Here is a 21,980-nt window from a genome sequence, read left to right as displayed (position 1 = left end):
CTGACCCCCGCCGCCCCCGCCGTGCCTCACGGAGGTTTAGAGGTCAAGAGCCAGAGTTAAGGCTGGGCAAAGCAAGACAAAGCGAGAGCAAGGGCTTTCGTGCGGCTTCGCCGCCCGACTTACTTTCTTTGCTCGTGCAAAGAAAGGTAAGCAAAGAGGCGCTTTTCAACAGACGCATGTCTGGTCAACACGCCCCGGGCGGCACGCCCGCTTCGCGGGTCCGCTGCGGGCCGAGGGATTTTCCAAAGGGACATCCATGTCCCTTCGGAAAACGCCGTGCATCCATGCACGGCGCCCTGCGGGTCTTGTCCTCGTCCCTCCGCCGTGCCTCACGGGGTTGGAAGATCTAGAGCCACAGCCAAAGCCCCAGCCACAGCCACAGCCACAGCCACAGCCACAGCCACAGCCACAGCCCAAGCCAAAGCCAAAGCCAAAGCCAAAGCCAAAGCCAAAGCCAAAGCCAAAGCCAAGCGATATCCACAGCCAGAGCCAAGGAGGGTCAAAGCAGATGCGGATGCCAAGTTGAAATTCTGACGCCTACCTCCGCATCCACTTCGTTCCCACTTTGTCTTGCCTTCGACTTCGACTTCGACTTCGACTTCGACTTCGCCTTCGCCTTCGCCTTCGACTTCGACTTCGCCTTCGACTTCGACTTCGACTTCGCGGTCGCGGTCGCGGTCGCGGTGGTTTTTGCTCTTGCTCTTGCTGCTGCTCTTGACTCACTTCCCCTTGAGGTCGGGCGGAGGCCGACGGATTAGACCCGACAGGGCGACGCGCAGGATGCGCGTCGTTTTTAGAAGGGACATGGATGTTCCTTCCAAAAATCCCGGCGGCCGCAGCGGACTTTTCGCGCAGCGAAAAGCCGACCGCCAGGGGCGTGTTGACCAGACATGCGTCTGTTGAAAAGCGCCTCTTTGCCTACCTTTCTTTGCACGAGCAAAGAAAGTAGGTCGGGCGGCGAAGCCGCACGAAAGTCCTTGATCTAGCTTTCCGCCGAAGCCGTCGATGGTGTCCAAACAGATCGAAGGCAGCGTCGGCAGTGGCCCACACGGATCTCATTTCACGGGAAACGCAACTCGAGCGATCAAACACGGGGATGCCGCAAGACTAGAATCGGCGTCATGCCAACCGACCTCTCCACCCCCGAAGCCCGCGCCGCCGCCATCCTCAAGGCGATCCGCGCCGTGCCCGCCGGGCAGGTCGCCGGCTATGGCGAGATCGCTCGCCGCGCCGGATTGCCCGGGCGGGCGCGGCTGGTGGCGCAGGTGCTGCGCAAGTACGGGGCGCCGGATCTGCCGTGGCATCGCATCCTGCGCTCGGATGGTTCCATCGCCTTCGAGGAAGGCAGCCGCGGCTGGCGCGAACAAAGCCAGCGCCTGCGGGCCGAAGGCGTGCGCGTGGTCAAGGGCAAGGTGGTCGGGCAGCGCGCCGCGGCCAGCCTGGATGAGCAGCTGTGGGGCCAAGGGGACTGAACCGGCAGTCATGCCGCGGCGGCTATCATGGCCGCAGCTTTCCTCGAGTGTCCCTCCGATGATGTCGCGAATCCCCCCGATCACGCAGGCCTTGATGATCGGCTGCGTGGTGATGTTCCTGCTGCAGCAGTTCCTGCCCATCGACAGCTGGCTGGCGCTGTGGCCGCTGGGTAGTGGGTTCATGCCGTGGCAGCTGCTCACCTACGGCTTCCTGCATGGCAGCTTCACCCACCTGCTGTTCAATCTGCTGGCGCTGTACATGTTCGGCGCGCCGCTGGAACTGACCTGGGGCGAGAAGCGCTTCGGCCAGTACTTTTTGGCCTGCGTGGCCGGCGCCGGCCTGATCCAGCTGCTGGTGGGCTGGTGGATGACCAGCATGGGCAGCCCGCCGTATCCCACCGTCGGGGCCTCCGGCGGCATTTTCGGCCTGCTGCTGGCCTACGGCATGCTGTTTCCCAACCAGCGGATCATGCTGCTGATCCCGCCGATTCCGATGAAGGCGCGCACCTTCGTGATCGTCTACGGCGCGATCGAGCTGTTCATGGGCTTGGGCGGTTTCCAGCCGGGCGTGGCCCATTTCGCACACCTTGGCGGCATGCTGTTCGGCTGGTTGATGATCCGCTACTGGCGTGGACAGCCGCCTTTCGGTGGTGGCGGCAAGCGCCGCAAGGGGCCGCGCCTGGTGCGTTGATGCGGCGCGCTGGGCGATGGTGCGCCCAGTGAAGCGTTCCTTGTCTGCCCGTTGGTTGAAGGAGCTGATCTTGCCTGGCCAAGGGGGAGCAGGCCTCCTTCGCCGGCTTGGTGGACAAGCTTCGCGTTGTCCACCCTACGTAGGGTGGATGACGCTCTTTCATCCACCATCGCCGCCAGACGGGTAACGAAGATGTCTGGTGGCGCGGCAGCCCGTCCAACGAAAGAGCCGCGCGTGGCGGCTTTCTCGTGGGCTTGGCTCAGCGGGCGCCTCGGTGGACAAGCTTCGCGTTGTCCACCCGACGTAGGGTGGATGACGCTCTTTCATCCACCATCGCCGCGAGACGGGTAACGAAGATGCGTGGTGGCGTGGCAGCGCGTCCAACAAAAAAGCCGCGCGTGGCGGCTTTCTCGTGGCTTGGCGTGGCAGGCGCATTGGTGGACAAGCTTGGCGTTGTCCACCCTACGCAGGGTGGATGACGCTCCTGCATCCTGGCTCTTTCGACTCGGCGCCTTGTCTCAGCGCCAGAGCTGGATGCGCTCGCCTTCGGGCTTGAACATCGGCTGGCCGGCCTTGCAGCCGTAGGTCGTGGCGAAGTCGGGCAGGTTCATCAGCGGGCCGTTGGCGCGCCACTGCCCGGGGGCGTGGGTGTCCACCGTCACCCGCAGGGTGGCTTCCTGCGGCGAGAGTTGCTGGGCCCACAGCTGCGCCCAGGACGCGTAGAAGGTTTCCTTGGCGCCCGGGTTGGCGTTGGGCTGGGCGGCGTTGAAGGCCTTCCAGGCCAGCTCCAGGCCGGCGATGTCGGCCAGGTTCTCATCGCGGGTCAGCGTGCCGTTGACGCGCGTGCCGGTCAGGGCGGGGTAGGGGTAAGCGCCGTACTGGGCGGCGACCTTCTCGCTCAACGCATTCCATGCAGCGGCATCGGCCGGGGTCCACCAGTCGCGGATCTCGCCCTTGGCATCGATCATGCGGCCCTTGGTATCGAAGCCGCGGGTCAGCTCGTGGCCGACCATCGCGCCCAGCGCGCCGTACTGCGCGGATGCATCGCGGCTGACATCGAAAACCGGCGGCTGCAGCACCGCGGCGGTGATGATCAGGCGGTTCTGCGCCAGGTCGTAGGCCAGGGCCGGCTGCTGCGGCAGCACGTTCCAGCGGCGGTCGGCGTTGCCGCGACCGATGCGCTTCATCTCTTCGCGGTGGCGCCAGGTGCTGGCGATCAGCATGTTGCCGCCGAAGCTGCCGCGGCCCATCGGCTGCACGGTGTAGTCCAGGTCGCGGCGCGGCGTGCCGACTTCGATCTTCAGCTTGTCCAGCTTGGCCTTGGCTTCGGCCTTGGCCTCGGCGCTGATCAGCGTGTTGCCGGCGATCGCCTGCTCCAGCTGCGCACGCATCTGCTCGGCCACGGTCTCGGCCTGCTTCTTGGACGCTTCGGGCAGGTAGCGCGCGGCGTACTCGCGGCCCAGCATCGGGCCGGCGGCGGTGTTGATGGCGCCCAGCACCTGCGTCCAGCGCGGCAGCGGGGCCACCTGGCCTTCCAGGACACGGCCGCGGAAGGCGAAGGAGGCATCGACCCAGGGCTTGGACAAGTACGGTGCCATGGCATCGCCCACGCGCCAGCGCAGGTAGGCCTTCCACGCGTCGGGCTTGATGCTGCCGACCAGCGCATCGACCTGCTTGAGCAGCTCGGGGTTGGCCACGGAGACGACGTCGTCGTTGACGCCCTGGACCTTGAGGAAATCGTCCAGCTGCAGCGCGCGGAACTGCTTCTTCAGCTCCTTGGTGGGCACCGGCGCATAGTTGGTCAGCGGGTTGACCAGGTCCGGCAGCGGGCGCGAGGCGCGGGCGATGCGGGTCTCAAGGTCCAGCACCAGCGCCGACTCGGCATCCAGCTGGTCCTGCGAAGTACCGGTCAGGGCCAGGATCTGCTTGACGTAGGCGCGGTAGCGGCCCAGCAGCTCGCGGGTCTCGGCATCGGTACGGGTGTAGTAGGCCGGGTCGGGCAGGCCCAGGCCGCCCTGGCTGAAGTAGCCGATGTGGCGGTCCAGCGCCTTCAGGTCCACGTCCGGGCCGAAGTTGAAGGCCACCGGGATGCCGACCTGGTGCAGCGCGGCGATCGCCGGCGGAATGTCCTTGGCCTTCTTGATGCCATTGATGCGGCCCAGCAGCGGGGCGATCGGGTTGGCGGCGTCGCGCTCGACACCGGCCTCGTCCATGCCGCTGGCCCAGAAATCGCCCAGCAGCTTCTGCACGTTGCCCTGCGGCTGGGTCGCGGCGGCCTCCAGCAGCTCGCGCTGCTGCTGCTCGGCGCGCGCGCGCAGCTGGCCCAGGGCGGAGATCGAGCCCACGCCGGCCGGCAGCGGATTGGCCTTGAGCCAGTCGGCGTTGGCGGCGCTGTAGAAATCGGTGCATTCGGCCTTGACCACCGGCGCCTTGGGGGCGGCCTTCTTCTTCTTGGCGGCGGCGAAGGCATCCCCGCCGCCAAGCGCGACCAGCAGCGCCATGGCAAGCAGGGTGGGAGTACGGGCGTGGCGCAGTTGCGTCATCTGGGCAGAATTCCGGCGGTCGAAGCGGCGGATTCTACCAATGCGCCGGTGATCGTCGGCGGATTTCGCTGGCGCGTTCAGCGAGTCGCGGTGGATCGCCGGGGCGTCAACGTCGCGGCCCGGCCTACGGTCTGGCGCAAGCGGCCGGCGTGCCGACGCGGCGCGACAACTCTTGCACCGGCGGGCCGGGAAAAGCGAAGGCCCGGACGAGCCGGGCCTTGGCATCAAGCAGGGCAGGAAAGCGCGGCGCTTACCAGATCACCACGCGCTTGTCCTCCGGGCGCACCATGGCATCGCCGGCCTTGCACGAGAACGCGCTGGCGAACTGCGGCATGTTGGACGGCGCGGCAATGGCGCGCAGGGCAATCGGCGCATGCGGATCGGCGTTGAGGTAGACGATGGCCTGCTGCTCGCGGATATCGCCACGCCACACGCGCGCCCAGTTGAGGAAGAAGCGCTGGTCCGGCGTGTAGCCATCGATCTTCTTGCCGGCCTCTTCCGGGTGCTGCTTGAGCGCGGTCTGCAGCGCGTCGTAGGCCACGTTCAGGCCACCCAGGTCGGCGATGTTCTCGCCCAGGGTCAGCTTGCCGTTGACGTGCAGGTCCGGCTTGCCCTTGATCGGCGTATAGGCATCGAACTGCTCCACCAGCTTGCCGGTGCGCGCCTCGAACTTGCGGCGGTCTTCCTCGCTCCACCAGTTCTTGTTGTTGCCCTCGCCGTCGAATTGGCTGCCTTCGTCGTCGAAGCCGTGGCTGGCCTCGTGGCCGATCACCGCGCCGATGCCGCCGTAGTTGATGGCGTCGTCGGCCTTGGCATCGAAGAACGGCGGCTGCAGGATCGCGGCCGGGAAGTTGATCGTGTTGTCGGTGGGGTTGTAGTAGGCATTGACCGTCTGCGGCGTCATGCCCCAGTCCTTGCGGTCGGTGGGCTTGCCGATCTTGGCCAGGTCGTACTGGTGGTTGAACTTGGCCGCCGCCTGCAGGTTGCCGAAGTAGTCGCCCGCGCTGAACTGCAGGCCGGACCAGTCGCGCCAGGTCTCGGGGTAGCCGATCTTGGGCAGGAAGGTCTCCCACTTGGCCAGGGCCTTGGCCTTGGTCTCATCGCTCATCCAGTCCAGATGCTCGATGCGCGTCTTCAGCGCCGCCCGCACGTTGTCCACCAGCTCGGTGGCACGGGCCTTGGCCTCGGGGGTGAACACCTTGGCCACGTACAGCTGGCCCAGGCCCTCGCCGATGGCGCGGTTGACCGCGCCCACCACGCGCTTCCAGCGCGGCTTCTGCTGCGGCTGGCCGGACAGGGTCTTGCCCCAGAAATCGAAGCTGGCGTCGGCGAAGGGCTTGCTCAACGCGCTGGCCGCGCCGTCGATGGCGTGGAAGCGCAGGTAGGCCTGCCACTGTGCGATGGGTGCACTGGCCAGCTGCTTGTCCAGGGCGGCGAAGAACTTCGGCTGCGACAGCGAGAAGCCCTTGTCGATGCTCACGCCCTGCGCCTTGAAGTAGTCGTCCCAGGAAAAATGCGGCATGACCTGGTCGGCCTGCGCCACGCTGACGAAGTGGTACTGGTTCTGCGGGTCGCGCGCTTCCACTCGCGACAGCGAGGCGGCGGCCAGGGTCTTCTCCAGGTCGAAGACCTGCTGCGCCTGCGCCTTGGCCGCATCGGCGGGCGTGCCGGTCAGCTCGAAGGTCTTGGCGATGTAGGCCAGGTAGGCGTCGCGGATCTGCGCGTACTGCGGGTCGGTGTAGTAGTCCTTGGTCGGCAGGCCCAGGCCACCCTCGAAGGCATAGCCGATCTGCATCTTGGCGTCGTGGAAGTCGGCGCCGGAGCCGAACTCGAACACTTCCGAATCGCCTTCGGCATGGCGCTGGGTGATGTACCGGGCCACGTCCTTGCCGTCCTTAAGTGCCGCGATGGCGTCCAGCTGCGGCTTGATCGGCGTATAGCCGAGCTTCTCGATCCCGGCCTCGTCCATGCCGGCGGCGTACAGCACGCCCAGCTTGTGTTCGACCGAGGCCGCGTCGGCATCGGTCTTCTTCGCCGCCGCCTCGAGGATCTCGTGCTGGGTGTTGAGGCTGGTCTCGCCCAGCGCATCGAACGCGCCCCAGCCGCTGCGGTCCTCGGGGATCGGGTTGGCCTTGACCCACTTGGCGTTGACGAAGCTGTTGAAGTCATCGCAAGCGTTGAGCGTGGTGTCCAGCTCGGAGACGTCGAACGCGGGCTTGGCGGGCGCGGCAGGCTGGGTCTGGGCCGGCGCGGCGGCCGTGGCGGCGGGCTTGTCCTCGCCCTTGCAGGCGGACAGCGCCAGCGTGACCGCCAGCGAGAGGGTGATGAGCTTGGGTGCGTGCATGGTGTCTGCTCGTTCTCGAATGAATCGATGTGCGGAAGATCGCCGTCGCCTGGGCCCATCCAGGGCGCGAGGGCGATCCAATCCGGGTCGCTGGAAAAAGCAACGGGCGGCACGCCTTTCGACGTGCCGCCCGTGGTGGGTCTTACCAGATCACAACGCGCTTCTCGCCGTCGCGCACCATGGGATCGCCGCTCTTGCAGGAGAAGGCGGCCGCGTAGGCCGGCATGTTCGACGGCGTGCCGATGGCGCGGAAGTTGGCCGGCGCATGCGGATCGGTCTTCAGGCGCACGACGAGTTCTTCCGGGGTGAAGTTGCGGCGCCACACCGTGGCCCAGTTGAGGAAGAAGCGCTGGTCGCGGGTGATGCCGTCGGTCTTGGGGTCGTCCTTGCCGGCCGTGGCGGTTTTCATGGCGTCGTAGGCCGTGGCCAGCCCGCCCAGGTCGGCGATGTTCTCGCCCAGGGTCAGCTCGCCGTTCACCTTGTCTCCGGCTTCGGTGCCGTAGCCATTGAACTGCTCCACCAGCTTGCCGGTGCGGCTGGAGAAGCCCTTGGCGTCGGCCTCGCTCCACCAGTTCTCGAAGTTGCCGGACGGCCCGAAGCGGCTGCCCTGGTCGTCGTAGCCATGGGTCATCTCGTGGCCGATCACCGCGCCGATGCCGCCGTAGTTCATTTCATCCGGCGCATTGGGGTCGAAGAACGGCGGCTGCAGGATGGCGGCCGGGAACACGATCTCGTTCTGCAGCGGGTTGTAGTAGGCGTTGACCGTCTGCGGGCTCATGCCCCATTCGGTCTTGTCCACCGGCTTGCCGATCTTGGACAGGTTCCATTTGTAGTTGAACTCGGCCAGCGCCAGCATGTTGCCCAGGTAGCTGTCGCGCTGGGTACTCAGGCCGGCCCAGTCGCGCCACTTGTCCGGATAGCCGATCTTGGGCGTGAAGCTCTCCCACTTGGCGATGGCCTTGGCCTTGGTCTCATCGCTCATCCAGTCCAGCTGCTCGATCCGGCCCTTCAGCGCGGTGCGCAGGTTGCCCACCAGCGTTTCCATCTTGGCCTTGGAATCGGCCGGGAAGGCGACCTTCACGTACAGCTGGCCCAGGGTTTCGCCGGCCTGGCCGTTGATCGCGCCCAGCACGCGCTTCCAGCGCGGCTGGATTTCCTTCTGGCCGCGCAGGGTCTTGTTGTAGAAGTTGAAGTTCTCGGTGACGAAGGCATCGCTTAGGAACGGCGCGGCGCCATCGACGGTGTGGAAGCGCAGGTAGGCGCGCCACTGCGCCGGATCGGTGTCGGCCAGCATCTTGGACACCTCCTCGTGGAAGGCCGGGATCGCCAGCGAGAACTTTTCCGGTGCGGCCACGCCCTGCGACTTGAAGAACTCGGTCCAGGACCAGTTCGGCGTCAGCTTGTCGGCTTCGGCCAGGGTCAGCGGGTTGTAGTACAGCGAGACATCGCGCGACATCTCCTTGCTGGTCTTGGACACCTTGGCCAGGCGCGTTTCGAACGCGACGACCTGCTGGGCCTGGGTGGCGGCGTCGGCCGCGGCCACGCCGGACAGCTCCAGCACCTTGGCGATGTGCGCCTGGTAGGCGTCCAGCTTGGCCTTGTTCTCGGCCTTGGTGTAGTACTCCGGGTCCGGCAGGCCCAGCCCGCCCTGGCCGGCGTAGGCCATGTTCGTCGCCGAATTCTTGAAGTCGGCCTCGGCGCCGAAGCTGAAGAGCCCGTTCTGGCCCTTGGCCGCGGTGCTGCGCAGATAGGCGACCAGCTTGTCCTGGCTGTCCAGGCCGTCGATGGCGGTCAGGTCGGCCTTCAGCGGCTCGATGCCCTGCGCATTGACCTTGGCTTCGTCCATGCCGGTGGCCCACAGGTCGCCGACGATCTTTTCCACGCCGGTGGCGTTGGGATCGGCCGCGGCCTGTTCGGCCAGCTGCTGCTGCGCGGCGTTGGAGCGCTCGGCCAGCATTTCGAAGGCGCCCCAGCTGGTGCGGTCGCCCGGGATCGGGTTGGCCTTGAGCCACTTGCTGTTGGCGTAGGCGTTGAGGTCGGTGCAGGCGTTGAGGCTGCTGTCGATGTCGGCCGCTTCGAAGCGGTTGACCGGCGGCAGCTTGGATTCGTCCAGGGTCAGGGTCTTGGGCGCGGCAGCGGGTGTCTGCTCCGTGGCCGCCGGGGCGGCGTCCTCGGATTTGCCGCAGCCGGCCAGGACGGCGGCCACAGCCAGGGACAGGGTCAGGACATGCGGTTTGCGAAAGGTCACGTAAGGCTCCCTTGGACGGATCGATGAGGTGCCCGTGCCGCGTGGATTGGCAAGGCCCCCACGCCCGCCACGGGCGGACCGGCCACTCTACCGCCGGCCCGGGTCAGGGCAGGGTGTCGAAGGTCATGCGCCCGGGGTCAGGGTGGCCGGCGCAAGCGGGGCGGCGGCTTCGCGTCGATGGCACACGGTGGTGTTGCCACCGCTGGTCCTGGCCTTGAGCAGCGCATCCTGCGCGCCTTCCAGCAGGCTGGACGGGTCATCGCCGCTGCCCGGGTCGAAGGTGTGCAGGCCGATGCTGACCGTGCCCAGCTCGTCCTCGGCCGGGTGTTCGCCCAGGTCCACGTGCACGGTGGTGGCGATGGCCGCGGCGGCATGGGCCGGCGTATCCGGCAGCAGGATGGCAAAGCGCCCCTGGCCCAGGTGCGCGACCCGGTCCTGCGGTCGCCGCGCGCGCGCGCTGAGGCGGCGGCCGAGCTCGTGCAGCATCGCGTCGGTGCCACTGCGCGAGCGCGCCCGGTCCAGCTGCAGCATCAGCAGGGAGACCGGGTGCCGATGCTGGGCGGCCTCGCGCAGGGCCACCTGCATGCGGTGCTGGAAGCCGGAGGCATTGATCAGGCCGGTGCGCGGGTCGGTCTGGGTGCGCGAGTGCAGCTGGCGCAGCTGGTGCAGGCCGAGCAGGGCGGCGCCCACGGCCAGCGTGAGCAGCGCGCTGGCCGGCGGGAACCAACGATGCGCGTACAGCAGCAGCCAGGCCGCGCCCAGGCTGGCGATGCCGGCCAGCAGCAGGGTCCAGCGCATGCGCGACAGCCCCGGCAGGCCGGTCAGCAGCAGCGGCAAGGTCATCAGCAGTGAGGTCAGTACGACCTGCAGCGGCAATGGCAGCGCCTCCACTGTGGCGCCGGCCAGCACGGCGTTCAGGGCCTGGGCCTGGAACTCCAGGGTGCCGATCATCGCATTGCCTCGCATCGGCACGGCAACACGCAGGTCTTGCGGCGCGCCATCGTTGCCCACCAGCACCCAGGCGCCGCGCAGCGCTTCGGCAGGGGCGCGTGCGTTCAGCACATCGGCGAAGGACAGGCGGCGGAAGCCCTGGTCGGTGAAAGCGATACGACGTGGGTCGGCCCGCACCCACTCGCGCGCGTCCGGGCCATTGGTGGCGGGCAGGACCGGCAGGGGCGACTGCGCGCGGCTGGCATCGAAGCGGCTCAGCGCCACGGCCATCGCCGGCCAGCGCGGCGCACCCGGTCCGGCCTGTCCGTAGAGCGTGCGCGCCACGCCGTCGGCGTCGGCGCCCGGATCGACATGGCCCAGCGCCGCGGCCGAGCTGGCGAATTCAGGAATCGGCAACAGTTCGATCAATGGCGCGCTGGCCACGCCGGGTTCGGCGTGCACAGGCAGCACCACCCGTCCATTGCGTCGCATGGCGCGCGCCAGCAGGGCATCGCCTTCCGGATCGAACAAGGCCGGGTCGGACAGCAGCACATCCAGGCCCACGCCCCGCACATCCAGCCCGGTCAGCCGGTCCAGCAGCCGCGCCAGCACGCGCCGTGACCACGGGCGCGGGCCCAGCTCGTCCAGGCTGTGCTCGTCGATGGTGACCAGCACGATGCGGGGATTGGCTACAGGCGCCACCGAGGGCAGCAGCAGCTGGTAGAGCTGGTCGTCCACCGGTCGGGTAAGGTTGCCCAGCAGCAGGACCAGCGCCAGCGCCATGGCGGCCACGCCGGTCAGGGCGCGTGACTTCAGCCGTTGCCGATAGCTGCGCACGGCTTTGATGCGATGCGTCGTGGTCACGGCTGTGGCAGGGGGCTGCGGGCTGCGGTGGAACTGCGGGTCATGCGACGCTCTTTCAGGGGCGACTTGGGCGAGTATAGAGACGAAGTTCACAAAAATGATGGCTGCCACCCCGGAACGCGACGTGCCGCCAGGCCAGGATGACGTGATCATCATCGGCGGCGGCCACAACGGCTTGACCTGCGCCGCCTACTTGGCCCGCGCAGGGCTGAAGGTCACGGTGCTGGAGCGCCGTGGCGTGGTGGGCGGGGCGGCGGTGACCGAGGAGTTCCACCCAGGCTTTCGCAACTCGGTCGCGTCCTACACCGTCTCGCTGCTGCAGCCCAAGGTCATCGACGAGCTGGACCTGCGCGCCCACGGCCTGCGCATCGTGCAGCGCAGACGCAACAATTTCCTGCCGCTGCCCGATGGACAGTACCTGCTCACCGGCGCCGGCCAGACCCAGGCCCAGCTCGCCAAGTTCTCCTTGCGCGATGCGCAAGCCTTGCCCGCCTACGAGGCGCGCCTGGAGGCCATCGCCGATGTGCTGCGCGCGATGGCGCTGCAGCCGCCGCCCAACATCACGGGCGAAGGCTGGTGGAAGGCGCTGCCGGAGCTGCTGCGCGGCGCAACGCTCGGACGGCGGCTGATGTCGCTGGACCAGACCTTGCGACAGGAACTGCTGGACCTGTTCACCATTTCGGCGGCCGAGTACCTGGAGCGCTGGTTCGAGAGCGCGCCGGTCAAGGCGCTGTTCGGCTTTGATGGCGTGGTCGGCAACTACGCCAGTCCGTACACGCCAGGCAGCGCCTACGTGCTGCTGCACCATGTGTTCGGCGAGGTCGATGGCGTCAAGGGCGCCTGGGGGCATGCCATCGGCGGCATGGGCGCGATCACCCAGGCCATGGCCGCCTCCGCGCGCGCGGCCGGTGCCAGGATCCGCACCGACGCCGGCGTGGCGCAGGTGCTGGTCCAGGGCGGTCGTGCGGTTGGCGTGCGCCTGCAGGACGGCCAGGCGCTACGCGCGCGCAGCGTAGTCGCCAACGTCAATCCCAGGCTGCTCTACCAACACCTGTTGCGGCCCGAACACGTACCGCCGGCGACCGCCGAGCGCATGGCCCACTGGCGCTGTGGCTCCGGCACCTTCCGCATGAACGTGGCGCTTGATCGCCTGCCCTCGTTCACCGCCTTGCCCGGCGAGGGCGACCATCTCACCGCCGGCATCATCCTGGCGCCCTCGCTGGACTACATGGACCGCGCCTATCTCGATGCCAGGGCCCATGGCTGGGCGCGCGAGCCCATCGTCGAGCTGCTGATTCCCTCAACCCTGGACGAGACGCTCGCGCCGCCAGGCCAGCATGTGGCCAGCCTGTTCTGCCAGCACGTCGCACCCGAGCTGCCGGCCGGCCGCAGCTGGGACGACCACCGCGAGGAGGTGGCCGACCTGATGATCGCCACGGTCGAGCGCTACGCCCCGGGTTTCGCCGCCTCGGTGCTGGGCCGCCAGATCAAGAGCCCGCTGGATCTGGAGCGCGACTTCGGCCTGATCGGCGGCGATATCTTCCACGGCGCGCTCTCGCTCAACCAGCTGTTCTCTGCGCGCCCGGCCCTGGGCCAGGCCGGCTATCGCGGCGCCTTGCCCGGCCTGTACCTGTGCGGCGCCGGCACGCACCCGGGGGGCGGGGTGACGGGCGCGCCGGGGCATAACGCGGCGCGGGTGGTGATGGGGGATCTGCGTTGAATCATGGCTCCACGACGTGCTGGCACTTTTGGCCATCACGGTGATCGAAGCGCCGCCCAGACAAAAAAAGGCCCCGGAACGTCCGGGGCCTTTTCTGCTTCCACTTCAGTTGATATGCGGACCCACGGTCAGAAATCGTAGGAGGCGGTCAGGCGCACGTAACGCGGTGGGTTGAAGCTGTAGGCCGAAGTGCCTTGCCCGTAGGTATTGGACACGGTGTACGGGTTGGTTCCGTAGACGCTGTCGACGCGATTGACCGAGCGATCGTTGAGCACGTTGAAGATGTTCAAACCGAAGGCCAGCTTGTGGTCGGCAAAGGCCGGACGATAGGTCACGCCCAGATCGAGGTTCTTGATCCAGGGCGTCTCTCCGGCGCCACCGGCCTTGACCGGCTCTCCGCCACAGTAGTGATAGCCGGAGCCATAGCCGATCGGATCCGCCTCGTTGTCACCGAAGTAACCCAGGCAGGACTTGGGCGTCCCCGAATACACGCGCAAGGTGGCAGATGCCATCCACTCCGGCGTGATCTGGTAGGCGCCGAACGCCTTGAGCTGGTGGCGACGGTCGTTGGCCAGGTTGCCGCCGGCGTAGTACATCAGCTCGGCCGAATCCCAATCTTGCGTCTTCGACGTGTCCGCCTGGCCAAGGTCCGACTTCACCTGACCTTCGGTGTTGCCGTAAAGGTGCGACCAGGTGTAGTCGATGCGGCCGTACCACTTCTCATCGAAAGGATGCTCGAGGAACAGGTCGACAGCCACGTAGTTGCGGCGCGCCTTGTCGGTGAAACCCCAATCCTGCTGCGACATGCTCACCGTGGTGAAGCCGGAACCATCGAGATTGGCGAGGTTATAGCTGTTGGTCTCGCCGGGGTTGAACATGACGCAGCCCGGGATATCCACGGCTTCCGAGTCGCCGCCGGTGGCATCGATCTTGGCAGCCATCCGGCCCGTGTCGCACACGTCGTCGATTGCGGTCTGGAGCTTGCGATAGGTGAACTTGGCGCCGGAGTTCCAGCTGGAGCCGATCGTCTTCTCGAAGCCCAGGATGAACTCGTCCTGGTACTGCGACTTCAGATTGCTGGGCGCGAAGGCACCGGGATTGGGCGCCTGCCCGTACTCGCCGTTGGACGACACCGGGCCAGGTCCCAGCGGGGTGAGGCCGGTGGGTTCGCCGTTGGCGTCGATGCCGCTGTAGGTGAAGTATTCATTGGTGTAGGTCGATGCCGAGGCACCACGGATCGCCACCGAGTTGGGCAGGGCGAGGTAATAGCGGCCCAGGTTCGCGAACACCTTGAACGAGGAGTCGCCGAACACATCCCAGCTTGCGCCCAGACGCGGGGCCCACTGGTCGCCACTGTCGACGTAGGCGACATGGTCGCTGTTGTAGTTGGTGAACTGGTCATTGCGCAGGCCCAGCGTCAACAGCCAGTTGTCGCTGACCTGCCAACGGTCCTCGACGTAGTAGGCCTTCTGCTCCACCGCCATGCTGGTCGTCGTGGTGAAGATGCGACGATTGACGTAATAGCCTTCGCCGCCGGCTGGCCCGACGCCAAGTGTTGGATTGATCGGCGGGTACTGCCCAGTTTCCTCGTCGAGTTGCTGTTGACCATATATCCAGCGGTAACCCGGGCCGCTGGTAAAAACGCCCTCGTCGTAGGCATTGAAATACATATTGTCCACGCCGGCCGTCAAGTCGTGATCGCCCAGGCGGTAATTCAATTCAAGGCGGAGATTTCTGGTCTTGTTGATGGGGTCATCGGCTTTCAGCTGCGTCGCTGCCTGATCGTTGCCGATGCGCCTGCCGCCTGTAACGGAAGGGTCTTGCAAGTTCAAGCCGCTGATATGCGGAAGATCCGAAGGCGCCGGATTCCACTGCTGATTGTGCTGGGTGCTGCGGCCCCACATCGCATTGATGGTCAGGTCATCGGTGATGTAGCCGGTGTACTTGAAGATGTCGTACGAGTCCTTGAGCTTGAAGGTGTCCGGATACAGACCGGAGCGACCTCCATCGGCAAGCGCCTCGTAGTCGAAGTTGCTGTAGTAGCCGCCGCGCCGGTCGGTGTTCTCAACGCGCGTGTACTCCACGACATTGTTGTCGTTGATGTTCCAGTCCAGCTTGCCGTAGAACTTGGGCGAGCTGTAGTCGTAGTGGTTGCGGCCCTGATTGCTGGCCGTGGTCGCCGTACTGGTGGTCGCACCATCGACCTTGTCGGTTTCCGCCGCGACGAAGACGAACAGCTTGTCTTCGATCAGCGGTCCGCCAGCGTAGCCGCTATAGACGGTGCGGCTCTGGACGTCATTCTTGCCTCGACGGTACATCGTGCCCGGCAAGGTGGGATCCTCATAGCCGTAGCCTTCGGGCAAGGTGGCGTTGGGGTAGAAGACATCGCCTCGCGAGCTGGCAAGCGACTTCGGCTCCCAGACGGCCTGCGCACCGAAGTGCCACTCGTTGGTGCCGCGCTTGCCGACCTGGTTGATCACACCGCCCGTGGAGCGACCGTACTTGGCGCTGTAGCCGCCGGTGTAGGTTTCCTGCTGGTCGATGGCGCCGTAGGGCAGGCTGACGCCGCCGAGGTTGCTCAGCGGGTTGCTCGCGTTGTAGCCGTTGATGTAGTAGGCGTTTTCGGTCACGCCCGAACCGCCGAAGGAGACAACCGAGCGCGAACCATTGCTGAAAGCGCCGCTGCCGGCAACCGCACCCGGGGCCAGCAGCGCGATGGCCTCGGCGCTGCGGCCCAGCGGCAGCACGGCCAATTGCTCTGAGGTGATGACCGAACGCGAGCTGGTGGAGCTGACGTCGATCGGCGGCACATTGGCCGCGGTCACCGTCACCGCGCCCAGCGTGGTCGCATCGCTGCTATCGGTCGCGCCCGCACCAGCAAAGGAGATCTCCGTGCCCGAGCCGACGCGCAGGCCGACGTTCTCACGCGTGTCGATCACCTGATCGCCGCGACGCAGCTCGACCTTGTAACTGCCGACTGGCAGCGAGCCCAGGCTGTAGCGACCGTTGGCGTCCACCGTGATGCTGCGGGTCAGGCCGGTCTGGCTGGTGACAGTGATGCTGGTCCCCGGCTCTGCCGTGCCGTACAGGCTACCGGTCGTGCTCTGCGCGTGGACCTGACCCTGCAGGACGCAGGCGCCCAGGACGAGGGCCAAAGTGGTGCGCTTGAGCGCGCGGGGCATCCTGCCCTTGCTGGCAATTGCGTTATTCATGTCTTTCTTGTTCTCGGATGTAAGGCATGCCGCACGGCGACATCAGTCCACACCGATGGACTTAACCGGACCGTAAGAATCAGGCCACACAACTGCAACGATTTAAGTCGCTTTTTTTCCACATGAGCCGGTAGTGACCTGAGATCAATCACATACGGGCACATTGGATGAACGACGGTTACGCAATGTGATTGGTGAGGGGCGATTCATTTAACAGCCGCTTCAGCCAGATGAACCGATCGCGCAAGTCGGCATCGTGGCGCCCTGGGTCGATCATGTCTCGTACAGCTCGAGCGGCAAGTCGTCGGGATCGGCGAAGAAGGTGAAGCGCTTGCCCGTGTACTCATCGATGCGAATCGGCTCGCAGGCCACGCCCTGCGCGGTCAGCGACTGCACCGCTACGTCCAGGTCCGTCGTACGGAATGCCAGATGCCGCAAGCCCTGAGCTTCGGGATAGCTGGGCCGAGCAGGCGCGCCGGGAAAGGAGAACAACTCGATCTGGCCGCCGTCGGGCAGGGCCAGGTCCAGTTTCCAGGAGTCGCGCGCCTGCCGATAGACCTCGGCCAGGACCTTCAAGCCGAGGATTTCGCTGTAGAAACGCTTGGAGCGCCGATAGTCCGAGGCAATGATCGCGACGTGGTGGATGCCATCTAGGTGCATGACAGCAGTGTCGCACGTGGCGGCTGAGCCTAGGCTGCAGTCGCCATCCCGTCCTTGGCTCAGCGCTTGCGCGACGCGATCCAGCGGTCGATCTTCTGCTCCAGCTGGGCCAGGGGCAGCGAGCCGTCCTCCAGCACCTGCGCGTGGAAAGCGCGCGCATCGAAGTCGGCGCCCAGGGCGGCCTGCGCGCGCTTGCGTAGCTCCTGGATCTTCATCTCGCCGACCTTGTAGGCCAGCGCCTGGCCCGGAATGGCCATGTAGCGCTCGGCTTCGGCCACCGCATCGGTGCGGCTGGCGGCGGAGTTGGCCATCATGTAGTCGATGACCTGCTCACGGCTCCAGCCCTTGTCGTGCAGGCCGGTGTCCACCACCAGGCGGATGGCGCGCCACAGCTCGTTCTGCAGGTAACCGAAGTAGCTGTAGGGATCTTCGTAGACGCCCAGGTCCTTGCCCAGCGACTCGGCGTACAGGCCCCAGCCTTCGATGAAGGCGGTCTGCCCGCCGAAGCGGCGGAACTTGGGGATGCCGGTGAGCTCCTGCTGCAGGGCCAACTGGAAGTGATGCCCCGGGATGGCCTCGTGCAGGTAGAGATCCTCCGCGTCCCAGGTCTTGCGCGTGGGCAGGTCGAAGGTGTTGACGTAGAAGATGCCGGGACGCGTGCCGTCTTCGCTGGGCGACATGTACTCGCCGCCGGCGGCCGATTCGGCGCGGAAGGCTTCCACCGGACGGATCTCGAAGCCCGCCTTGGGCAGCAGCGAGAATTGCTCGGGGATGCGCTGGTCGATGCGCGCCTCCAGGGCGCGGTAGGCGCTCAGCAGCGCTTCCTCGCTCTTGAAGGAAAAGCGCGGATCGTCCTGCATGAACTTGAAGAAGTCCTGCAGCGAGCCCTTGAACCCGGTCTGCACCATGATCTGGCGGATCAGGCCGTGGATGCGCGCCACCTCGTCCAGCCCGATCTGGTGGATGCGTGCCGGCGCCATGTCGGTGGTGGTGGAGACCCGTGCGTTGTAGGCGTACCACGCCTGCCCGTTGGGCAGCCCCTGCATGCCTGCCGTGTCGCGCGCATGCGTCAGGTAGTCCTTGGCGATGTAGTCGCGCAGCCGCCGGTAGGCCGGAATGACGTCGGTTTCGATGCGCTGCCTGTACTCGGCGGTGAGTCGTTGGCGGTCGGCGGCGCTCACCGCGTCGGGGAAGGTCTTGATCGGGCCCCAGAACAGCGTGTCCTCGGCCTTGGGCTTGATGATGGCGTCCAGCTGCGGCAACACCTTGAGCATCAGCGCCTTGGGCTGGACGACCTTGGCCTTGACGCCTTCGCGCATGTTGGCGATGGCCTGGTCGAACAGGGCCGGCAGCAGCTGCATGCGCTTGGCCCAGGCGTCGTAGTCGGCGGCGGTCTTGAACGGTTGCGCGCCGGTGCCCGCGCCCAGCAGCGGCGGCACCGAGGTGAGGCCGGAGAACTGGTCCACCGGCAGCATCCAGCTGGGGAACTGCTCGCCCTCCAGCGCCTGCGTGAGCTCATCGACGAAGATGCGGTAGCTCAGCAAGTCCTGGCCGTCCAGCCCCGCCTCGCCGACGTCCTGGACTTTCTTCAGCCACTGCGTGAGGAAGGCGTGCTCGCGCTGGCGCGAGGCGGCGCTGAGGTAATTGGGAAGCTGGTCGTTGTAGCGCGCATCGCCCTGGAAGGTGGCGCGCAGCGGATTGAGCTTGAGCAGCGCCTCCCAGTACTCGGCATACAGCGCATCGAGCTGTCTGGCCTTGGCATCCTGCCTCGCGCCAGCGGCTGGCGGCGTGGCTTGCGCAAGCGCGCTGGCCGCCGGCAGCAGCAACGCGGCGGCGATGGTGAGCGTGAGCAGGGGCTTGCGGCGCATGCGGGGACATCCATGGGAAGAGCCGGCAGCGTGCCGCAAAGCGCGTGCGCCGAATACTGATCGAAAGTCACATCCCGTGCCGCCAGGCTCGGCGGGCCGGTCGTCCCGCCACTCAGTCCGCCGCCGCCTCGGCGCGTAGCTGCTGCTCGCGGGCGTGGCCCAGATAGCCGCGGATGGCATGACGCATCAGGTACAGCAGCGGGATCATGCCCAGGGCCGCCAGCATCTTGTAGCTGTAGTTGACCGTGCTGACCGCCATGAACTGGGACATCGGCCAATGCTGTGGCCCCAGGACGAAGGCGACATAGATGACCACGAAGCTGTCGATCAGCTGCGACACGGCGGTCGAGCCGGTCGCGCGCAACCAGACGTAGCGCTCGCCGGTAACCGAACGGATGCGATGGAACACCCAGACATCGATCAGCTGACCCAGCAGGAAGGCGATGACCGAGCCGCCGATGGCCCACATGCCCTGTCCGAAGATGGCGGCGAAGGCGGCCTGGTAGTCCGGCACGCCTTGTTCCCGCGCCACGCCCACCCACCAGCTTGCCGGTGCGGCGTGGATGGCCAGGAAGGCGAACAGGAAGCCGTACAGGATCAACCCCACCGCGATCCAGGAGATGAAACGCACGCCGCGACGGCCAAAGAACTCGTTGATGGTGTCGGTCAGCACGAACACGAAGGGCCACAGCAGCGTGCCGACGGTGAAGCTCAGCGAGCCGGTCTGACCGAACAGGTTCCACTCCAGCGGCGCGATCCCCAGGGTGTCTTCCAGGGCGAAGATCTTGACGCCGATGAACTCGGCCAGCACCGCGTTGACGCAGAAGAATGCCGCCAGCGCGATGAACAGCCGCACGGCGCGGTCGTCCAGCGTGCGCGGCGGCGCGTTCAAGCTCAGGGCCTGGCCGCCTGGGCTTCACCGGCGCGGGTGAAGGGCATGGCCTCGGGCGCCACGGCGCCACCGGAGATGATGAAGCTCATGGCCTGGTCCACGCTCCAGTCGGTGGGGGTCAGCAGTTCCACCGGCACGATTTCCAGGTAGCCGGAAGTCGGGTTCGGCGTGGTCGGCACGTATACCGCGGCCAACTCGCGCCCCGTGCCTTCCTCGCGCATCACCCGGGTGACCAGGCCCACGGACTTCATGTCCCGGTGCGGAAAGTCGATCAGCACCACGCGCTGGGTGCTGCCCGGCTTGGTGTCCAGCATGTCCAGCAGCTGGCGGGCGCTGTTGTAGATCGTGCTGGCCAGCGGGATGCGGCGGATCAGGGCCTCGAACCAGCGCAACAGCTGTTGCCCGATCACCCGGCGCGCAAGCACGCCCACCAGCAGGATCACCAGCAAGGTGGCGATCAATGCCACCACATCCTGCACCCACAGCGCCTTGACCCAGCCCAGGCCAGGGTCGCTTTCGGCGATCTGCTCGGACAGCGGCACGATCAATGGCCGGCTGATGTCCGACAGCAGCACGAACACGAACTTGATGACGACCCAGGTCAGCCAGATCGGCAGCAGCGTCAGCAGGCCGGTCAGGAACAGCTTCTGGAGGGAGGGGCGGGGCGTGGGCGAGGGGGGTGACATAGCCGGGTCATTGTACGGGCGCCGGGCCTGCCAACAGAGGGTCACGCGTGGAAATGACGCATCGCGCTGGCAGGATGCCGGCCGCCTGGAGGTTCATCCGCACGCCCGCATGGCCTGGCGCTTGATGGTCCGGTTCCGGTGGCGCGCCGGATGGCGGTCGTGCTCGGCTCGCCGCGCTGCTCGAAGTCACCGCCTGTCCAAACGCAGGTTCACGCCCTCACCCACGCGGCGTGGCGCGCTTGTCGACTCAGGACGCCACAGGCGACGGCTGCCGCGCCTGCGGTTTGAGGCGGATATAGACCTGCTTGCGCAGACGCGCCACGACCTCGCCCTGGGCGTCGAGCACGTCGGTGGGAAACCAGTGCAGGCACTTGCTGCCATCGGCAGTGGCCGCGCGGATCGCCTGCAGGTCGGACTCGGCCACGTTGAACTCGGCATGGACCACGCCGCGGCCCGGCTTGAGGAACTCGATCTCCGCGGCCCGGTCCCACACGTAGTAGTCCCGCCCCATGCACTCCTTGACCAGGATCATCCAGAACGGATCGGTCATGGCGAACAGGCTGCCGCCGAAGTGGGTGCCGACATAGTTGCGGTTCCATGGGCGCATGCGCAGTTCGACCCGCGCATGGCGCCAGTCGTCGGCCAGCGCGGTGACATGGATGCCGGAGAACAGAAACGGTGGCCAGGCGTTGAAGCCGTGACGCAGGGTGGAGGCCTTCATCGGTCGGGCGAGACAGGACTTGGGAGTGCGAACCGTACCATACCAGGCAGTATGGAGGCTTGCGCAATCCGTCCGAGGCTTGCATGGAAGGTAGCCAGCCTCCCGAAGGTCCCTGGAGGAATCTGTGGAAGCGCCGTTCGTGGCAGCGGCTTTAGCCGCAAAGAGGCTGTACCGGGAAAGCCTCTTCGCGGCTAACGCCGCCGACAGGAGCGCGCAGCGGCAACCCGCACCGCGCGACCAGCCCGGCCCGATCCGGTGCCGATCAGAACAGCACGGCCGACATCTTCCTGCGGTACTGACCCACCAGGTCCTCGTCCTCGATCACGCGGAAGGCGTCGATCAGGGAGCGCTTGGCCAGCCCGTCCTCCCAGGCGCGGTCGCGCTTGAGCACCTCCAGGAACTGCTCCAGCCCCTGCGTGGGCTCACCCTCGACGATGTGGCGCACGCCAAGTTGCTGGCGCGCCCGCAGGTCGCCGGCATCGGCGGCGATGGCCGCTTCCAGGGCCTGCATCGAAGGCGCGTCCTTGAGCTGGGCCGCCAGGCCCAGGCGGGCGCGGGCGCGCACGGCGCGGTCGTCGGTGGCCAGGTTGGCGGGCAGGGCGTCGAGCAGGGCCTCGGCCTGGCCCGCTTCACCGGTCTTGAGCAGGGCCACGGCCAGATCGAGCTTGAGCTCGTCCTTGTCCGGCTCGGCGGCGATGGCCTGGCGCAGTTCGGCCACCTGGGTCGCCGGGTCCTGGGGTGCCTGCTCGGCGGGCGCGGCCGCCTCCACTGCCTCGGCGGGCAGCACGCCGTGCTGGGTCAGGAACTCGCGCAGCTGGCCCTCCGGCATCGCGCCGGGGAAGCCATCGACGATCTGCCCGTCCCGGACCAGGAACACGGTCGGCACCGACCGGATCTGGAAGGCTGCGGCGATCTGCTGCTCGGCATCCACGTCGACCTTGGCCAGCTCGAAGGCGCCGTTGTACTCGGCCGCCAGCTTTTCCAGGATCGGTCCCAGCGTCTTGCACGGCCCGCACCAGGTCGCCCAGAAGTCCACCAGCACCGGCACCTGCAGCGATTTCTGCAGGACTTCGGTTTCGAAGGTGGCGGTGGTGGCATCGAAGACGTGGGGCTTGTCGCTCATGAGGGC

General features: G+C 66.7%; 14 protein-coding genes. 3 read left to right on the top strand and 11 right to left on the bottom strand.

What is annotated here, in order from left to right; translation table 11 throughout:
• Positions 1-1,121 precede the first annotated feature (1,121 nt).
• Both EPA99_RS01025 and EPA99_RS01020 read left to right on the top strand, forming a co-directional pair.
• Positions 1,122-1,472, top strand: coding sequence for an MGMT family protein (locus EPA99_RS01025; protein ID WP_129469334.1), 351 nt, complete (start codon positions 1,122-1,124; stop codon positions 1,470-1,472).
• 61 nt (positions 1,473-1,533) lie between these two features.
• Positions 1,534-2,163, top strand: coding sequence for a rhomboid family intramembrane serine protease (locus EPA99_RS01020; RefSeq protein WP_129469333.1), 630 nt, complete (start codon positions 1,534-1,536; stop codon positions 2,161-2,163).
• A 518-nt stretch (positions 2,164-2,681) separates the two neighbouring features.
• Here the strand turns inward: EPA99_RS01020 and EPA99_RS01015 are convergent.
• From EPA99_RS01015 to EPA99_RS01000, 4 genes are all read right to left on the bottom strand, one after another.
• Positions 2,682-4,706, bottom strand: coding sequence for a M13 family metallopeptidase (locus EPA99_RS01015; protein ID WP_129469332.1), 2,025 nt, complete (start codon positions 4,704-4,706; stop codon positions 2,682-2,684).
• Positions 4,707-4,956: 250 nt separating this feature from the next.
• Positions 4,957-7,050 carry a M13 family metallopeptidase gene (locus EPA99_RS01010; protein ID WP_129469331.1) on the bottom strand — a complete coding sequence of 698 codons (2,094 nt, stop codon included), beginning with the start codon at positions 7,048-7,050 and terminating at the stop codon, positions 4,957-4,959.
• Between the two features lie 142 nt (positions 7,051-7,192).
• The gene (locus EPA99_RS01005) at positions 7,193-9,274 is read right to left on the bottom strand and encodes a M13 family metallopeptidase (protein ID WP_129469745.1); all 2,082 of its coding nucleotides are present in this window, start codon (positions 9,272-9,274) and stop codon (positions 7,193-7,195) included.
• A gap of 147 nt (positions 9,275-9,421) precedes the next feature.
• On the bottom strand, positions 9,422-11,092 hold the full coding sequence (locus EPA99_RS01000) for a CHASE2 domain-containing protein (protein ID WP_164978519.1): 1,671 nt from the start codon (positions 11,090-11,092) through the stop codon (positions 9,422-9,424).
• Between the two features lie 100 nt (positions 11,093-11,192).
• On the opposite strand from EPA99_RS01000, the gene EPA99_RS00995 reads away from it, so the two are divergent.
• Positions 11,193-12,812, top strand: a complete 1,620-nt coding sequence (locus EPA99_RS00995) for a phytoene desaturase family protein (RefSeq protein ID WP_129469329.1) — start codon at positions 11,193-11,195, stop codon at positions 12,810-12,812.
• Between the two features lie 128 nt (positions 12,813-12,940).
• Here the strand turns inward: EPA99_RS00995 and EPA99_RS00990 are convergent, their stop codons facing one another.
• The 7 genes from EPA99_RS00990 to trxA form a co-directional block, all read right to left on the bottom strand.
• The gene (locus tag EPA99_RS00990; RefSeq protein ID WP_129469744.1) at positions 12,941-15,994 is read right to left on the bottom strand and encodes a TonB-dependent receptor; all 3,054 of its coding nucleotides are present in this window, start codon (positions 15,992-15,994) and stop codon (positions 12,941-12,943) included.
• A 303-nt stretch (positions 15,995-16,297) separates the two neighbouring features.
• On the bottom strand, positions 16,298-16,684 hold the full coding sequence (gloA2, locus tag EPA99_RS00985) for an SMU1112c/YaeR family gloxylase I-like metalloprotein (protein ID WP_129469328.1): 387 nt from the start codon (positions 16,682-16,684) through the stop codon (positions 16,298-16,300).
• A 59-nt stretch (positions 16,685-16,743) separates the two neighbouring features.
• Positions 16,744-18,552 carry a DUF885 domain-containing protein gene (locus tag EPA99_RS00980; RefSeq protein ID WP_129469327.1) on the bottom strand — a complete coding sequence of 603 codons (1,809 nt, stop codon included), beginning with the start codon at positions 18,550-18,552 and terminating at the stop codon, positions 16,744-16,746.
• Positions 18,553-18,664: 112 nt separating this feature from the next.
• Positions 18,665-19,444: a queuosine precursor transporter gene (locus tag EPA99_RS00975; RefSeq protein WP_129469326.1), complete on the bottom strand. Its 780-nt coding sequence runs from the start codon at positions 19,442-19,444 to the stop codon at positions 18,665-18,667.
• 2 nt (positions 19,445-19,446) lie between these two features.
• Positions 19,447-20,130 (bottom strand): DUF502 domain-containing protein, encoded by a 684-nt coding sequence (locus EPA99_RS00970; RefSeq protein WP_129469325.1) that lies wholly within the window; start codon positions 20,128-20,130, stop codon positions 19,447-19,449.
• Positions 20,131-20,377: 247 nt separating this feature from the next.
• Positions 20,378-20,851, bottom strand: coding sequence for a DUF4442 domain-containing protein (locus tag EPA99_RS00965; protein ID WP_129469324.1), 474 nt, complete (start codon positions 20,849-20,851; stop codon positions 20,378-20,380).
• 262 nt (positions 20,852-21,113) lie between these two features.
• The gene (gene trxA / locus EPA99_RS00960; RefSeq protein ID WP_129469323.1) at positions 21,114-21,974 is read right to left on the bottom strand and encodes a thioredoxin; all 861 of its coding nucleotides are present in this window, start codon (positions 21,972-21,974) and stop codon (positions 21,114-21,116) included.
• Positions 21,975-21,980: the final 6 nt, after the last annotated feature.

Origin of the sequence: Pseudoxanthomonas composti, assembly GCF_004122095.1 — a bacterium.
GTDB classification, from domain to species: Bacteria; Pseudomonadota; Gammaproteobacteria; order Xanthomonadales; family Xanthomonadaceae; genus Pseudoxanthomonas_A; species Pseudoxanthomonas_A composti.
This window is presented reverse-complemented; position numbering and strand designations above follow the sequence as displayed.

Excerpts from the sequence above, each read along its gene's own strand:
- EPA99_RS01025 (WP_129469334.1), top strand. The coding sequence starts at position 1,122 with ATGCCAACCGACCTCTCCACCCCCGAAGCCCGCGCCGCCGCCATCCTC.
- EPA99_RS01020 (WP_129469333.1), top strand. The coding sequence starts at position 1,534 with ATGTCGCGAATCCCCCCGATCACGCAGGCCTTGATGATCGGCTGCGTG.
- EPA99_RS01010 (WP_129469331.1), bottom strand. The coding sequence starts at position 7,050 with ATGCACGCACCCAAGCTCATCACCCTCTCGCTGGCGGTCACGCTGGCG.
- EPA99_RS00990 (WP_129469744.1), bottom strand. The coding sequence starts at position 15,994 with ATGCCCCGCGCGCTCAAGCGCACCACTTTGGCCCTCGTCCTGGGCGCC.
- trxA (WP_129469323.1), bottom strand. The coding sequence starts at position 21,974 with ATGAGCGACAAGCCCCACGTCTTCGATGCCACCACCGCCACCTTCGAA.
- gloA2 (WP_129469328.1), bottom strand. The coding sequence starts at position 16,684 with ATGCACCTAGATGGCATCCACCACGTCGCGATCATTGCCTCGGACTAT.
- EPA99_RS00980 (WP_129469327.1), bottom strand. The coding sequence starts at position 18,552 with ATGCGCCGCAAGCCCCTGCTCACGCTCACCATCGCCGCCGCGTTGCTG.
- EPA99_RS01015 (WP_129469332.1), bottom strand. The coding sequence starts at position 4,706 with ATGACGCAACTGCGCCACGCCCGTACTCCCACCCTGCTTGCCATGGCG.
- EPA99_RS00965 (WP_129469324.1), bottom strand. The coding sequence starts at position 20,851 with ATGAAGGCCTCCACCCTGCGTCACGGCTTCAACGCCTGGCCACCGTTT.
- EPA99_RS00970 (WP_129469325.1), bottom strand. The coding sequence starts at position 20,130 with ATGTCACCCCCCTCGCCCACGCCCCGCCCCTCCCTCCAGAAGCTGTTC.
- EPA99_RS00995 (WP_129469329.1), top strand. The coding sequence starts at position 11,193 with ATGGCTGCCACCCCGGAACGCGACGTGCCGCCAGGCCAGGATGACGTG.